Source organism: Chryseobacterium tongliaonense, from assembly GCF_041224435.1.
Classification (GTDB): Bacteria; Bacteroidota; Bacteroidia; order Flavobacteriales; family Weeksellaceae; genus Chryseobacterium; species Chryseobacterium tongliaoense.
Genome location: NZ_JBGFFD010000001.1, coordinates 875,571 through 890,315 on the forward strand (window position 1 = coordinate 875,571; position 14,745 = coordinate 890,315).

16 protein-coding genes are annotated in these 14,745 nt (G+C 37.7%); 12 read left to right on the forward strand and 4 right to left on the reverse strand.

Annotated features, from left to right (window positions below; translation table 11 throughout):
• The first annotated feature begins 65 nt into the window (after positions 1 to 65).
• The 11 genes from paaD (at position 66) to AB8P06_RS04155 (ending at position 10,503) form a co-directional block, all read left to right on the forward strand.
• On the forward strand, positions 66 to 530 hold the full coding sequence (gene paaD / locus AB8P06_RS04105) for a 1,2-phenylacetyl-CoA epoxidase subunit PaaD (RefSeq protein ID WP_369838229.1): 465 nt from the start codon (positions 66 to 68) through the stop codon (positions 528 to 530).
• 151 nt (positions 531 to 681) lie between these two features.
• The gene (locus tag AB8P06_RS04110; RefSeq protein ID WP_369838232.1) at positions 682 to 1,482 is read left to right on the forward strand and encodes an enoyl-CoA hydratase/isomerase family protein; all 801 of its coding nucleotides are present in this window, start codon (positions 682 to 684) and stop codon (positions 1,480 to 1,482) included.
• 85 nt (positions 1,483 to 1,567) lie between these two features.
• Positions 1,568 to 2,701 (forward strand): 3-hydroxyacyl-CoA dehydrogenase NAD-binding domain-containing protein, encoded by a 1,134-nt coding sequence (locus AB8P06_RS04115; protein ID WP_369838234.1) that lies wholly within the window; start codon positions 1,568 to 1,570, stop codon positions 2,699 to 2,701.
• 87 nt (positions 2,702 to 2,788) lie between these two features.
• Entirely contained in the window at positions 2,789 to 3,202 is a 414-nt protein-coding gene (locus AB8P06_RS04120; protein WP_369838237.1) for a PaaI family thioesterase, read from the forward strand.
• Between the two features lie 84 nt (positions 3,203 to 3,286).
• Positions 3,287 to 4,492 carry a 3-oxoadipyl-CoA thiolase gene (pcaF, locus tag AB8P06_RS04125; RefSeq protein WP_369838240.1) on the forward strand — a complete coding sequence of 402 codons (1,206 nt, stop codon included), beginning with the start codon at positions 3,287 to 3,289 and terminating at the stop codon, positions 4,490 to 4,492.
• 110 nt (positions 4,493 to 4,602) lie between these two features.
• On the forward strand, positions 4,603 to 5,196 hold the full coding sequence (locus tag AB8P06_RS04130) for an acyltransferase (RefSeq protein WP_369838243.1): 594 nt from the start codon (positions 4,603 to 4,605) through the stop codon (positions 5,194 to 5,196).
• An 88-nt stretch (positions 5,197 to 5,284) separates the two neighbouring features.
• Positions 5,285 to 6,112 (forward strand): alpha/beta hydrolase, encoded by an 828-nt coding sequence (locus AB8P06_RS04135; RefSeq protein ID WP_369838246.1) that lies wholly within the window; start codon positions 5,285 to 5,287, stop codon positions 6,110 to 6,112.
• A 51-nt stretch (positions 6,113 to 6,163) separates the two neighbouring features.
• Positions 6,164 to 6,862: a DUF6624 domain-containing protein gene (locus tag AB8P06_RS04140; RefSeq protein ID WP_369838249.1), complete on the forward strand. Its 699-nt coding sequence runs from the start codon at positions 6,164 to 6,166 to the stop codon at positions 6,860 to 6,862.
• Positions 6,863 to 6,943: 81 nt separating this feature from the next.
• Positions 6,944 to 9,439, forward strand: a complete 2,496-nt coding sequence (gene paaZ, locus AB8P06_RS04145; protein ID WP_369838251.1) for a phenylacetic acid degradation bifunctional protein PaaZ — start codon at positions 6,944 to 6,946, stop codon at positions 9,437 to 9,439.
• A gap of 189 nt (positions 9,440 to 9,628) precedes the next feature.
• Positions 9,629 to 9,994, forward strand: a complete 366-nt coding sequence (locus AB8P06_RS04150) for a hypothetical protein (protein WP_369838254.1) — start codon at positions 9,629 to 9,631, stop codon at positions 9,992 to 9,994.
• A gap of 17 nt (positions 9,995 to 10,011) precedes the next feature.
• Positions 10,012 to 10,503, forward strand: coding sequence for a hypothetical protein (locus AB8P06_RS04155; protein ID WP_369838257.1), 492 nt, complete (start codon positions 10,012 to 10,014; stop codon positions 10,501 to 10,503).
• Here AB8P06_RS04155 and AB8P06_RS04160 read toward each other — a convergent pair.
• The gene (locus AB8P06_RS04160; RefSeq protein WP_369838259.1) at positions 10,420 to 11,232 is read right to left on the reverse strand and encodes a CPBP family intramembrane glutamic endopeptidase; all 813 of its coding nucleotides are present in this window, start codon (positions 11,230 to 11,232) and stop codon (positions 10,420 to 10,422) included. The genes AB8P06_RS04155 and AB8P06_RS04160 overlap by 84 nt on opposite strands.
• Positions 11,233 to 11,402: 170 nt before the next feature.
• On the opposite strand from AB8P06_RS04160, the gene AB8P06_RS04165 reads away from it, so the two are divergent.
• Positions 11,403 to 12,101 carry an SMUG2 DNA glycosylase family protein gene (locus AB8P06_RS04165; RefSeq protein ID WP_369838262.1) on the forward strand — a complete coding sequence of 233 codons (699 nt, stop codon included), beginning with the start codon at positions 11,403 to 11,405 and terminating at the stop codon, positions 12,099 to 12,101.
• 76 nt (positions 12,102 to 12,177) lie between these two features.
• On the opposite strand, the gene AB8P06_RS04170 is transcribed toward AB8P06_RS04165, so the two are convergent.
• Genes AB8P06_RS04170 through AB8P06_RS04180 form a run of 3 tightly spaced genes read right to left on the reverse strand, consistent with a single transcriptional unit; the run spans position 12,178 to position 14,570 of the window.
• Positions 12,178 to 13,104 carry a phosphatidylinositol-specific phospholipase C gene (locus tag AB8P06_RS04170; protein ID WP_369838264.1) on the reverse strand — a complete coding sequence of 309 codons (927 nt, stop codon included), beginning with the start codon at positions 13,102 to 13,104 and terminating at the stop codon, positions 12,178 to 12,180.
• Between the two features lie 52 nt (positions 13,105 to 13,156).
• Entirely contained in the window at positions 13,157 to 13,978 is an 822-nt protein-coding gene (locus AB8P06_RS04175; protein ID WP_369838267.1) for a T9SS type A sorting domain-containing protein, read from the reverse strand.
• Positions 13,979 to 14,021: 43 nt separating this feature from the next.
• Positions 14,022 to 14,570: a phage tail protein gene (locus AB8P06_RS04180; protein ID WP_369838268.1), complete on the reverse strand. Its 549-nt coding sequence runs from the start codon at positions 14,568 to 14,570 to the stop codon at positions 14,022 to 14,024.
• Positions 14,571 to 14,745 lie beyond the last annotated feature (175 nt).

A 14,745-nucleotide genomic window follows, 5' to 3' on the forward strand; every position in this document is an offset into this window, starting at 1 on the left:
AACGGTTTACCAATGTAACAATTAATTGCCAGACTGTTAGATTGTTAAATTGGTACATTTTTAAAATGAAAAATCCTTTAGAAATATTAGAATTAGTTCCCGATCCGGAAATTCCGGTAATCAATATCGTGGAATTAGGCATTGTAAGAGACGCGAAAATTACCAGCGAAAATTCTTGTGAAGTAATCATTACGCCGACTTATTCTGCCTGTCCCGCCATGTTTACCATTGAGGAAGACATCATGAAGATCATGAAAGAAAACGGTTGGGATGCAAAAGTAGTAACCAAAATGTTTCCGATCTGGACGACAGACTGGTTAACAGACGAAGCCAGAGAAAAGCTCCGCGCTTACGGAATCACACCTCCTGAAAAGGGAGCCGACGAACATCATATAGGAAAACCTAAAAAATGTCCGCGTTGCGGTTCAATGAATTCAAAACAGATCAGCAGGTTCGGGTCTACATTATGTAAGGCTTCCTATCAGTGTCTTGACTGTTTAGAGCCTTTTGACTATTTTAAATGTCACTGATTAATATAACAGTGAATCGATGCACCGGTTTACCAATGAGATGCCTCGATATGCTCAGCATTACAATGATTGTTACATTGTTAAGCTGATATATTGTTACATTATTTTATATTGTTAAATTAGTACATTATTAAAATTTAAAAATTAAACTATGTATACACAACTTGACATTGAAACGCATTTTGACGGAAAACTTAAAATTGCTTACCTCAATCAGCCGGAAACGATGAACGCTCTTACAAAGCCATCTTTATCAGACCTGAAAGATTTTATAAAGTCTTGCAATGAAGATGAAACCGTAAGATGTGTCGCAATTTCCGGAAGAGGAAGAGCCTTTTGTTCCGGTCAGAACCTGGATGATGCTTTCGTACAGGGCAATGAGCACCATGATAATGATATCATCAGAAAAATTGTAGTGGATTATTACAATCCGCTGGTTACAGAAATCACACATTGCAGAAAACCTGTTATTGCTTTGGTAAACGGCCCTGCAGTGGGAGCCGGAGCTATGTTGGCTTTGATTTCTGACTTTGTTTTGGCAGTAGACAAATCTTATTTTGCCCAGGCATTTTCAAATATCGGGTTGATTCCTGATACGGGAGGTACTTATTTCTTACCCAAATTATTGGGAAGACAATTAGCTAATTATTTAGCTTTCACAGGTAAGAAACTATACGCTGAAGAAGCTAAATCTTATGGTTTGGTGGCTGAAGTCTTCACTGAAGAAGAGTTTGCTCCGAAATCAATGGAAATTTTAGAAAAAATGGCTAATATGCCTACTGCTGCGATTAAATTAACTAAAAAAGCTTTTGCCCAGTCGTACAACAATACATTGAAAGAACAGCTTGAGCTAGAAGGTGACCTGCAACAGGAAGCAGCAGAAACAGAAGATTTTATAGAAGGTGTAAACGCCTTTTTACAGAAAAGAAAACCTGATTATAAAGGAAAATAAAAAACTGTACAATGTAAAATGTAAGCTGTACAAAGTACATTGCAATTAAATACATTTTACATTGTACATTTTACATAATACAAACATGAACAATATTGGAATTATTGGTGCAGGAACCATGGGCATAGGAATCGCTCAGGTAGCTGCAACGGCAGGATGTAAAGTAGTTGTATACGATGCACAGACTGCACAAATTGATAAAGCACTTTCAGGCCTGGAGAAAACACTTCAGAAATTAGTTGAAAAAGCTAAAATTGCCCAGGAAAAGGCAACCGAAATCAGAAATAATATCGTTAAAGGTGAGACTCTGCAGGATTTAAAAAATTCAGAACTGGTGATCGAAGCAATCATCGAAAATAAAGAAATCAAAACCAGGGTTTTTACAGAGCTTGAAAACTATGTTTCTGAAAACTGTATCATCAGTTCCAATACATCATCCATTTCCATTACCTCTTTAGGAGCAGAATTAAAAAAGCCGGAACGCTTCATCGGAATTCACTTTTTCAATCCGGCTCCCTTAATGCCATTAGTTGAGGTAATTCCGTCCTTACTTACTGAAAAATCTTTAGCACAAAAAATGTATGACCTCATGAAAGAATGGGGAAAAGTGCCTGTAATTGCCAAAGATATTCCCGGATTTATCGTTAACAGAATTGCCCGTCCTTACTACGGCGAAGGCTTAAGAATTGTTGAAGAAAATATTGCAACTCCCGAGCAGGTAGATGAAGCAATGAGAACAATCGGGAACTTTAAAATGGGTCCGTTTGAATTGATGGATTTAATTGGTGTTGATGTAAATTTTGCAGTAACCACTACCGTTTATAAAGATTATTTCTACGATCCGAAATACAAGCCGTCTTTATTACAACAGCGTATGTCTGAGGCAAAACTTCACGGCAGAAAAACAGGAAAAGGTTTCTATGATTATTCCGAAGGAGCTGAAAAACCGGTTGCCCAAAAGGATGATGCACTATATCAGCAGATCTTTTTAAGAATTATTTCAATGCTGATCAACGAAGCGGTTGAAGCCAAAAGATTAGGCGTTGCCAATGATGAAGACATCGAACTGGCGATGCAGAAAGGAGTCAACTATCCGAAAGGATTATTGGGCTGGGGAAAAGAGATTGGTTATTCAAAAATTTCCGAAACCCTGCAAAATCTTTACGGAGAATATCAGGAAGAAAGATACAGACAAAGCCCGTTACTTCATAAACTATAGAAATGTACAATGTATCAGTTTACCAATGTAACAATCTGTAAAACATTGGTAAACTGGTTGACTGCTAAATTGTTATATTAAAAAATTATGACGCCAAGACAAGTTGCAGATTATATGTTCGGTCAGGATTATTTTTCCCAATGGATGAATATCAAAATGATCGATGTAAAAGAAAATTATTGTTTAATAGAAATGCCCATTAAGAAAGATATGATTAATGGACTTAAAACCGTTCACGGTGGAGTTACATTTGCTTTCGCAGATTCTGCGTTGGCATTCTCATCCAATAATACCGGAGATGCGGCAGTCGCACTAAACTGTATCATCAATTTTACCAGAGCCGGAAAAGAAGGCGATATTTTCAGAGCCGAAAGTAAGTTGGTGAATGATACAAGAAAAACAGCTGTTTACGACATCCAGATTACCAATCAAAATCAGGAACTGGTTGCAAAGTTCGTCGGAACAGTTTATAAAATCGGAAAAAAAGTAACAGAACTATAAATAAAATGTATCAATTTGAAAATGTACCAATCTACCAATCCAATTGCTACATTTCCGAACAGATACAATGTTAAATAAGTAAAAATGAATAACGTATACATCATAGACTATGTCAGAACTCCCATCTCAAAATTGCAGGGAGGGTTATCGGAAGTAAGAGCTGATGATCTGGCAGCAGTAGTTATTAAAGAAATTGTTGCAAGAAACCCTGAAGTTCCTGTTGAGGAAATTGAAGATGTTATTTTCGGATGTGCCAACCAGGCCGGGGAAGATAACCGTAACGTAGCGAGAATGGCTCTTTTGTTGGCGGGTCTCCCTTATAAAATTGGAGGTGAAACGGTAAACAGACTATGTGCTTCCGGGATGTCGGCTGTTGCCAATGCATTCAGGTCAATTGCTGCAGGTGAAGGTGAAATCTATATTGCCGGAGGTGTAGAGCATATGACCCGTTCTCCGTATGTAATGTCAAAACCGGGATCTGCTTTCGGCAGAGACAGCCAGATGTTTGATACCACTTTCGGATGGAGATTTGTTAATCCGAAAATGAAAGAATTGTATGGTGTCGACGGAATGGGAGAGACTGCCGAAAACTTAGCCGAAATGCATCATATCAGCAGAGAAGATCAGGATAAATTTGCCCTTTGGTCTCAGCAGAAAGCTACAAAAGCACAGGAAAACGGAAGACTGGCAGAAGAAATTGTAAAAGTTGAAATTCCACAGAAAAAAGGCGAACCTAAAGTTTTCGATAAAGATGAATTTATCAAGCCGACATCTTCTATGGAAGGTTTGGGGAAACTTCGTCCTGCTTTCAGAAAAGAAGGTACGGTAACTGCCGGAAATGCTTCAGGAATGAATGACGGAGCTGCTGCACTTATTTTAGCAAGTGAAAAAGCCGTAAAAAAATATGGTTTAAAACCAAAAGCTAAAATTTTAGGATCTTCCGTAGCTGGTGTTGAGCCGAGAATTATGGGAATCGGACCTGTTGAAGCTACTCAAAAACTATTGAAAAGACTGAATCTTTCATTAGATGATATGGATATTATCGAATTAAACGAAGCTTTTGCAGCCCAATCTTTAGCGGTAACAAGAAGTTTAGGTTTAAAGGATGATGATTCAAGAGTGAATCCTAACGGGGGAGCTATTGCAATCGGCCATCCACTTGGAGTTTCAGGGGCGAGAATCATTGGTTCAGCAGCAATAGAGCTTCAGAAACAGGATAAAAAATATGCTTTGTGTACCCTTTGTATAGGAGTCGGACAAGGATATGCAATGGTAATCGAAAAAGTATAGCTTTTTAATGCAACGATGTACCAATCGTTCTGTGTCATGCTGTAAGCATTTAAATGGTAAACTGGTACATTGTTATATTGCTACATTAATACATTCTCAAATTAAATAAAATGAACATCTACTCATATCACGGCATCCGCCCCATCATAAAACCCAGTGCTTATATTCACCCACAGGCGGTGATTATCGGAAATGTAGAGATTGGTGAAGAAGTTTATATCGGTCCGAATGCGGTAATCCGTGGTGACTGGGGTAAAATCATTATAAAAGATGGAGCCAATGTTCAGGAAAACTGTACACTTCATGTATTCCCGAATATTGAAACTATTTTAGAAGAATCTGCACACATCGGGCATGGCGCGATTATCCATTCCGGGCATATCGGAAGAAACTGCCTGGTGGGAATGAATGCTGTAGTGATGGATAAAGCAGTTATCGGGAATGAATGTATTGTTGGGGCTCTGGCTTTTGTTCCGGCTAATTTTAAATGTGAACCGAGAAAATTAATCGTAGGAAGCCCTGCAAAAATCATTCGTGATGTTTCTGATGAAATGATCCGTTGGAAAACAGAAGGGACAAAGCTCTATCAGGAACTGGCAAGAGAAGGTAAAGAAGCTATACTACCTTGTGAACCCTTCTCCGAATACGTTCAGCAGACACCAACAAAAATTGTAGATTACAGCATCTGGGATGATGTGAAATAATATCTCAATTAAATTAAACAACATAGGTTTCTGAAATCCATGAGGTTTTGATGAAGAGGTTTTGAAATTAGTTAATATTTAATAAAAAATGATCAAAAAGATTCTTATATGCTACAGTTTTCTGTTTGCATTTAATTATACAATTTTAGCGCAGAATGGAGCTGTACAGCCCTTGACTATCGGAGAAGTAAGGACATTAAAATCCAAGGTCTTAAATGAAGAAAGAAAGCTGAATATTTATCTGCCTCAGGGTTTTGATAAAACGAAATCATATCCCGTGATCTATCTTCTGGATGGAAGTATGAATGAAGATTTTATACATGTCTCAGGATTGGTGCAGTTCTTTAATCAAATGTATTCCATGCCGGAAACAATCGTGGTTGGAATTGCCAATATCGACAGGAAAAGGGATTTTACCTTTCATACGGACCTGAAAGATTTACAGAAAGATTATCCTACTACAGGACATTCGGATAAGTTCATTGATTTTCTTGAAAAAGAATTAAAGCCTTACGTTGAAAATCAGTTTAAAACCACTGATACCTATTTGTTCGGACAATCTTTGGGTGGACTTCTGGCAACGGAAATTTTACTGAAGAAACCTGAAATGTTCAACAATTATTTTATCATCAGTCCGAGTTTATGGTGGGATGATGAGAGCCTTTTAAAACAGGCCGGTCAGCTGTTATCAAAAATTCCTGACACTAAGAAATTTGTTTATGTTTCTGTAGGGAAAGGTGAACATCCGGTGATGGTAAAAGATGCAGAAACATTCTATGATACTCTTAAAAAATCAAATAAGAAAAACTGGACGGTAGAATATAAAATGATGGAAACAGATAATCACGCAACAATTCTTCACAGAAGTTTGTATGAAGGACTGGTAAAGCTCTTTCCTTATCAGGATCCGAAATAGATCTGATCATTGGTAAACTGTTTAAACTGATATATTGTTAAATTAATTCATATGAAATATTTATTTTTTGCCATCTTCATTTCTGTTTTTATAAATGCTCAGAAACCTGAGAATAAGCAGATAAATATTGAGCTTAAAAATGAATTGGCCCGGATTGATAATGATGATCAGATATATCGGGAGCTGGTTCAATCCAATATCACTCCTGAAAGAAAGCAGGAAATTATGAAAACAAAAAATCTTACAGAAGAAGATGTAACAGTTGGAATCAGTAAGGTCATGATTAAGCAGGATGAAGAAAACCTTGCTAAAATTGAAAAAATTATAGCAAAATATGGCTACCCCGGGAAATCTTTGGTAGGCGAACCTGAAAACAAAACGGCATGGCTGGTTATTCAGCATTCGCCCAAAATCAATCAGTATATGCCTGTTATTAAAAAGGCTGCTGAAGAAAAAGAAATACCCTTCAGATTATATGCGATGATGCTGGACAGACAGCTTTTACAGGAAGAAAAAGAACAGATTTACGGAACACAGGGAACTTCTTTTAAGGTTACAGAAAATGGAAAAACGGAAATGATATCATTAATCTGGCCCATTAAAAACTTTAAGGAAGTAAACAGTTTAAGAAAAGAAGCCGGATTTTCTGAAACGATTGAGGAGTACTCCAAGAATCTTTTCGGGAATGATTTTGTGCTGAAAAACTACACCTTGGAAGAAGCTCTGAAACTAAAGAATAAAAATAAATAAATCTAATAATGAAAAGTATCAAATATAACGGCTCTTGTCATTGAAACTGTTACATTGATACATTGTTAAATCAAATACTATATGGAAAAGTTAAAAAACTATATCTACGGACAATGGGTAGAAGGTACCGGAAACGGAATTCCTTTGTACAATGCCGTGACAGGAGAGCAGGTAGCTGTTTCAGATACGGAAGGACTGAATTTTGAGCAGGCGCTTGATTACGGAAGAACGGTAGGGTATAAAAACCTGTCTTCCATGACTTTCTATGATCGTGGAGAAATGCTGAAAAAAGTAGCGCTTTACCTGTTGGAAAGAAAGAAAAAATATTACGAATTATCATATAAAACAGGGGCAACCCACACAGATTCATGGGTAGATATTGAAGGTGGTTTCGGTACCTTCTTCACCTATTCAGGGCTGGCGAAGAGAATGCTTCCCAATACACCGTTCTGGGTAGATGGGGAAACACAGAAAATCTCAGCAAACGGAACTTTTCTGGGAGCTCATATTTTAACGCCAAGCGAAGGAGTTTCTGTTCAGATCAATGCATACAACTTCCCGGTTTGGGGGATGTTGGAGAAATTATCAACCTCATTATTGGCCGGTGTTCCTTCAATTGTAAAACCGTCTCCATTTGGTTCTTACCTAACCAATGCGGTTTTTCAGGATATGATAGAAAGCGGTGTTCTTCCGGAAGGTGCCATCCAATTGGTTTGCGGTGAGCCCGGAAATATTCTGGACTATGTTCAGGATGGAGATTCCGTATTGTTTACAGGTTCTGCGAATACAGGCAGAAAATTAAAATCTTTACCATCGGTTGCTGGGAATGCGGTCCGTTTCAATATGGAGGCAGACTCTTTAAACTGCTCAATCCTTGGCCTGGATGCAAAACCGGGGACTCCAGAGTTTGATCTTTTCATCAAAGAGGTTCGTAACGAAATGACCACAAAAGCCGGTCAGAAATGTACCGCAATCAGAAGAATTATTGTTCCTGAGCACTTAATCGGTGATGTTCAGAATGCTTTATCCAAAGCCTTAGATCAGACTAAGATCGGAAGCCCGCTCAGCAGGGAAACCAGAATGGGATCTTTGGTGGGGAAACAGCAGTTTGACGAAGTAGTAAGAAAAATAAATATCCTAAAAACAGAAACTGAGCTTGTCTATGACGGACAACATGAGCTTGTAGATGCCAACTATGAAAACGGAGCATTTATGAGCCCTAAATTATTCTTAAATGACAAGCCTTTCGAAAAAAATATCTCTCACGATGTAGAAGCTTTCGGTCCTGTTTCTACCTTAATGCCATACAAAGATGCTGAGGAAGCTGCAGCGTTGGCTAAAAAAGGAAAAGGAAGTCTGGTAGGATCCATCATTTCTCATGATGATCAGTTTGTTGCTGAAACTTCATGGAAAATGGCTTCCCAACACGGTAGGATTTTCGTGTTAAACAGAGACAATGCCAAAGAAAGCACAGGTCACGGGTCGCCACTTCCCACGTTAATGCACGGCGGACCGGGCAGAGCAGGAGGCGGTGAAGAAATGGGCGGCTTAAACGGTCTTCATTTCTTCCTTCAGAAAACTGCGATTCAAGGGTCTCCGGATATTTTAACGGCGATTACAAAAATATATCAGCAGGGTGCAGAGAAAAAATTTGCAGACAAACATCCTTTCCAGAAATATTTTGAAGATGTTGAAGTCGGAGATTCTCTGGAAACGGCAGGAAGAACGGTTACAGATGCAGATATAGTTAATTTCTCCAATGTGTCATGGGATCATTTCTATGCACACACGGATGCAACAAGTTTAACGGGAACTATTTTTGATAAGACCGTTGCTCACGGATACTTCATTCTTTCCGCAGCAGCAGGATTATTTGTTTCAGGTAAAAAAGGACCGGTTATCGCTAACTACGGTCTGGAAAACTGCTCATTCTTTAAGCCGGTTTATGCAGGCGATACCATTACAGTTTATCTAACGGCGAAAGAGAAGATCAACAGAGGTGTAAAAGGTAGAAATATTCCTTCCGGTGTAGTGAAATGGCTGGTTGAGGTTGTCAATCAAAGAGATGAGGTGGTTTGTGTAGCGACTATTTTAACATTGGTGGCAAAGCATTCTCCTTTCATTGATTTAAACTTAAAAACCATTCAGAAGGCTCTAAATGGTTTAACTGAAAATACACTGTCAAATTGGGGCAAAATGTCTCCTCAACAAATGATTGAGCATCTGGAGCATGGTGTCTTGGTAAGTTTAGGCGAGCCGGAAGCTGAAAAATGCTTTACTCCTGAAGAGCAACTGGAAAAATGGCAGGATTCACTTTATAACCATAGAAAAATGCCGAAAGATTTCCCTGCACCTTTCCTGGCTGAAGACGATACTTTGCTGGATTTAAGACATAAAAATCTGGAAACTGCGAAACAGTCTTTCCTTGATAATCTGAAGAGATTTTCTATTTACTATAAAGAAAACCCTCAGGCAGAGCATATGAATTTCGTATTCGGAAAATTAAATAAAGAAATGTGGGAACTGATGCACAGAAAGCACTTTACCCATCATTTTGAACAGTTTGGATTGATTTAATTCAAATAAAAATATAATTCATATCCCTTTTGGTTTTTACTGAAAGGGATTTCTATTTTATTAAGATATAAGCGGTAAATAAGTAATTTTTTTAATTTAAAATTACTTATAAATAATTTTTATTCACAATATTTAGATGTATTGATTTAAATTTTATATTTTTATTACAATTAAAAGTTAAAAATTACTATGAAAAAAGCAATTTTAATTATGGCATGTGCATTGTCTCTTGCATCATGCAGTAACGACACTTTGTCTGCCATTTCTCAGGAAAATCAGCAGGCTGAAGCTTTACGGAACTTTAAAAGTGCCTTACAGAATTTAAACAAACCTGAAAACAAGCCTGATGCTCAGGAGGCAAGAGCAAAAAATTTCCCGCAAATAAGTGAGCGTAGAAAAGACCTGCTCGTGCCATCAGCAAAAGCACTTATAAAATCTACAGGAATAAGCGATCCGGAAATAGATGAGAAAACGGGAAACGATAAAAATGCGGTCATCAATTGGGCTTTGGATATTTATATTGCAAATACAGGCTTTCGTACTGCTAAAAACTAACCATTTAAACAACGATCATGAAATATATAACTTCATTTTTCTTACTTTTTTTAAGTGTTTTTTCATACGCTCAGACCAATGACATTAAAATAACAAATTTTTCGTCATATGATATTCCGTTTGTTATCTATAGTAACTCTGCTGCAGCTGCTCAGGATTGTGTTCCTATTATTTACAATGAATCTCCGGTTGTTTTACCGGCGGGGCAATCGGTGGCATATGGGCTGCATAACAAGACCAACGATCCGGGGACTTACCTGCCCATAGATGTGTGGCACCTCGTCGGTGAAAATTTTGATCAGCTTTATGATTTAGGGCTTGGTCAATATATTAATTCAGCGGATGCCGATATTGTAAGATGGTCCCGCGTTAAAATTCAGGCTCCAAACGGTCAGGAATATACTTTAGGCTTTGGTTGTTCGGGATTAGCAAATACAAGCATTACCGCCGGAGGTATTACCGCTGAAATAATGCTTGTTGGGAATGTGCTTTACCTTCAGATTAATTAAAAATACATACATATAAATTTTCAAGGCAGTTTCAAGAAATTGGAGCTGCTTTTTTATTCGGTTCTTAAGCTTAAAATATCCATACATTAAAAGCGGCAATGCAAATATTTGGAATACAAAAACGAGCAGTGAGGGAATTCCTTCAAGATGGCTCTCATTAGCTTTCATAAAAAGCTGTTTGCCTAGCGGGCCGTTCGAGAATACGACAATATTAAACAAATTCCAGCCCAGATGGAGACCTATAGGAAGGTACAGAGATTTCGTTTTAGCAAAGGATACTGCCAGCATCCACCCAAAGATGGCGGTCATCACAAAAATAATTCCCATCTGAAAAGGATTTCCGAAAGCATTATAAGAAAACCAGTGATAGATGCCAAAACAGATTGCTGAAAAAATACAGGCTTTAGTACTTCCCCATTTTTCAATAGCCAAATAAAGTAAAGCACCTCTGAAAAGCAATTCTTCAAACAATACGGACTTTAGTACCCACCATGAGCTCATTAATGCCGTAGAGAATGTTAATTGCTTATTCAGTATCCAGCCGTTATTGATAAATGCTGTTGTCATGATATGATAAAGACTGCAAATCGCTGCGGCCAAAAGAAAACCAATGCTCCAATGAAGCAGTCTTGTTTGGTTGGGCTTAAATCCTAAAACAGAAAGATCCTTTTTTGCCCCGAACTTGAGGAGGAGCCACGAAATGATAAGCTCAATTATAATTCCAATCATTGATCAAAAAATATTAACGAATTGATACTATGAAATGACCAGCGGCATTATTCTTTTCATTGAAAACGAAGTTAGCAAAATAAACCGAATATCAGAAGCTTATTTGAATTACTTGTATCTCTTTTTCCATTAAAACTAAAAATATTATCTTTAAAATAATAAATAATTTCATGAATAAGATTTTTGCGGATAATGTCATTGAGTTCAATAAAAACCTCAGCTATGAAGGAGATCTTCCCGAAAGTTTTGAAGTGCTTAATCCTTATCTGGATAATCCCGAAACGATGGAAGTTATGGGAAACTTTTATCATCAGTATTATAATGATTCAAACCCAAGGAAATTCATTATCGGAATCAATCCGAGCCGTCATGGCGCCGGGGTGACAGGAGTTCCGTTTACCGATACAAAACGTTTGGAAAGTGTTTGTGGTATTCCGATGAAATCTGCTCATACTCATGAAATTTCTTCTGTATTTATCTACGATATGATTGAAGAATATGGTGGTGCGAAAGAATTCTACAAAGATTTTTATATCAATTCACCTTTTCCGCTGGCGATTGTAAGGAAGACTAAAAGCGGATGGCTGAATGCCAATTATTATGATGATAAAAAGCTGTTTGAAGACGTAAAAGATTTTATGATTGATTCTTTAAAAAAACACATCAGCCTGAATCTGGATACTTCAGAAGTTTTTGTCCTGGGAAAGAAGAATGCAGATTTTATTGCTAAGCTCAACAAGGAAGCAAAACTTTTCGATATCATGACCATTCTGGAACATCCGAGATATATCCAGCAGTATAAATCGAAAGAAAAGCAATTCTATATCGATAAGTATATTTTAGCATTAAAAAACAAATCCCCCGAATAATTCAGGGGATTTTATCATTTATGTATTAGAATCATAGAACGGGGACTTTTTTCAGTTCATTCCATTCCTGTACTGTTTAAACAGCTGTAGTTACATTGAGCTCATTACAGGAAATTATGCTTTGTATCAATTGGCTGTTATCAGGATAATTATTCGGGAAATCCATTGGGATAATTCCGTATCTTCCTTTAGAATGATCTTTCAGGTATTGGAAAAATAACGGATTTACAACTTCAGCCAGATCTTTGGGAGTAGACGAAAATGGCAGAACTCCACCGCTAACTCCTGTTGCACTTGTAAAATTAAAGAATAAGGTCTTAGGATCTCCGCCGGAAGCGGCAATCAAACCGTTTTTTACATATTCATTAAATTTATTGGCTTTGTCTGTTCCCTTTGACCAGCTGTAATAAACATCCTGTACATAATAGGTATTTCCGTAGTTTTGAAAGTAGTTGCTGGAATCTTCCGGCCAGTTATCGTAAAGATCAAGACCGATAGAAGGCTTTGTTCCTAAACCGAATCTACGTACCAGAACAATTTTGCCTCTTACTTCATCCAGTGTCGGAATTCTGTCTTCGGTATAAAATAATCCCGGAAATTGGCTGATCGCAATCACAAAGTCGTTATAAAACTTATCCTTATCGGAATCACCTTTCGGGTTGGATTCATTTTTAATGGACATAATAATCGTTTCAGAGCTATTCTCGGAAAGAAACTGCCTGCAAAATCCAAGCACACTTCCGTTAAAGCTGATGTCCATATCTACAATCCCGTGATAAACCCATAACACATGGTCTTTATCGGCATCATATCCACGTTTCAGACGTACATCCAGAAAACGGATTCCTGCATTAAGCTGTTCTGTAAGGCTCATCGTCTGACATTTGGCAGCCGCTAAACTTGTATTATAGGCACCGCTGTCATGTGTTCCCGGTATCGTCAGTTCTGAGAGCTTTTTACTTCCGTTGAGATGGCTCATCCAGTTTTGGGTAAAAGTTTTCATGGTTTTAGTTTTTTTGTGGTTCAGAAAATGACTTAAAGGAAATAGAGTTCTATTATTTCTTAATGACTTTATAAGATTCTGTGGAAGATTTCAGGATATATACTCCGCTCGGAAGTTCAGAAATATTAATCTCATTTACCCCTGCTCTTACATCTGTACTTTTAACAAGCTGTCCGGATTCACTGTAAATATTAAGTCTGGAACTTTCTTTAGCCTTAATTGACAATGGACCGCTTGTAGGGTTCGGATAAATACTAAGCCCTTTTTCAGCTGTTTTTTCATCATTGGTCGCCAGTACGATATTGCTGTCTTTTACCCATGTGAAAGCATCAAAACCTGCATAGCGAAATTCTCCGCCTAAAGTTATCTGCAATTCATCAATGATAATATTGGAGTAATTCTGTCCGTTCAGATTGGTTAAATCAATCAATGTATATCCGTTTGTTGGAGCTATAGACGTTACAAAACCTGTTGTTTTAGTCTGGGTAAATTTTGTTACCCCACTCAGTTTCCCGGTTACGGTAAGTGTTCCTGCAGCATTCAGATCCAGGTTCAGTTTAGATAAATACATCCAGAACCTGTTGACCTTAAATAAATTTGAAGTCGTTTTAATACTGAAGGAAGGTGGTGATGCAGCGTCATTGGAATTGTCAATGTATCTGTTATCAATGGCTGTTCCGTTCCATCCTGTTCCCGGATAATTCCCCTGGATGTCAAAAGTTCCTACATGAGAGATGATGTTAAAAATCACTCCGTTATCCGTAAAACTTGGGCTGCCGTGGGATTCCGTTTCGAATACTTCTGTACTTGTCTGCGCAAAAGAAAAAATAGAAATGAGCAGACTGCAAATACTTAATAAAAATGCTCTTTTCATGATAATGTTGTTTTAAATTTATAGTAGTAAATAGTAGTAATAATTAATCTCTTGGAGGGTAAATACCGGCTACACAGATGATATAGTTCAATCCAAGGTAAGGTGGCATATTATTGATCGGGATATTCTGGCCTACATAAGAAACAGACTGTCCGTTAACTGCCGTATCAGGATTTGAATCATTTACAAAACTTGGTACTGCATTAAAATCTCTTCCTACCTGTGTTCCTGTAATACCAATGGCTGACGCTGAAGTAGGTGTTGCGGAGTTAGCATTTTTGTTAGCTACTTTAAATTGAAATCCACCGCTTATACTAGGTAAATTTTGTGCTAATAAAGTTGTTTGTTCGTTTCCTGCAACCATTCCCGGCGGATAGAATTTCCCTTGTGAAGTTCCGGCTCCTAAAGCCATACGTCCGATTAAGTTTGGTAAAGCAAAAGTTGTTACGCCGTCACCGCCATATGTTGTACCCAGCAGAGAGAATAAAGCCGTGTTTTGAGCGATGCTTATGATTCTCCCGTCACAGAACATCCAGCCTTTAGGTGCAAAATTTCCTGCAAATAGTTTTACAATACCTATGTATTCTTCCATAATAATTAGTTTTTCAGTTTTTAAATGCTCCTACTCTGTTCGTGGCTTTTCGGATTCCGCCGTTAATAGTTTTTGTATATCCCAAAGGAACGACTTAAACAAAACTGAAGGTAGAGTAGAAAATACCAAATTGGGGATTCCGTATTTTTACGTAAAGGAAATCTGTCGCTTGAAA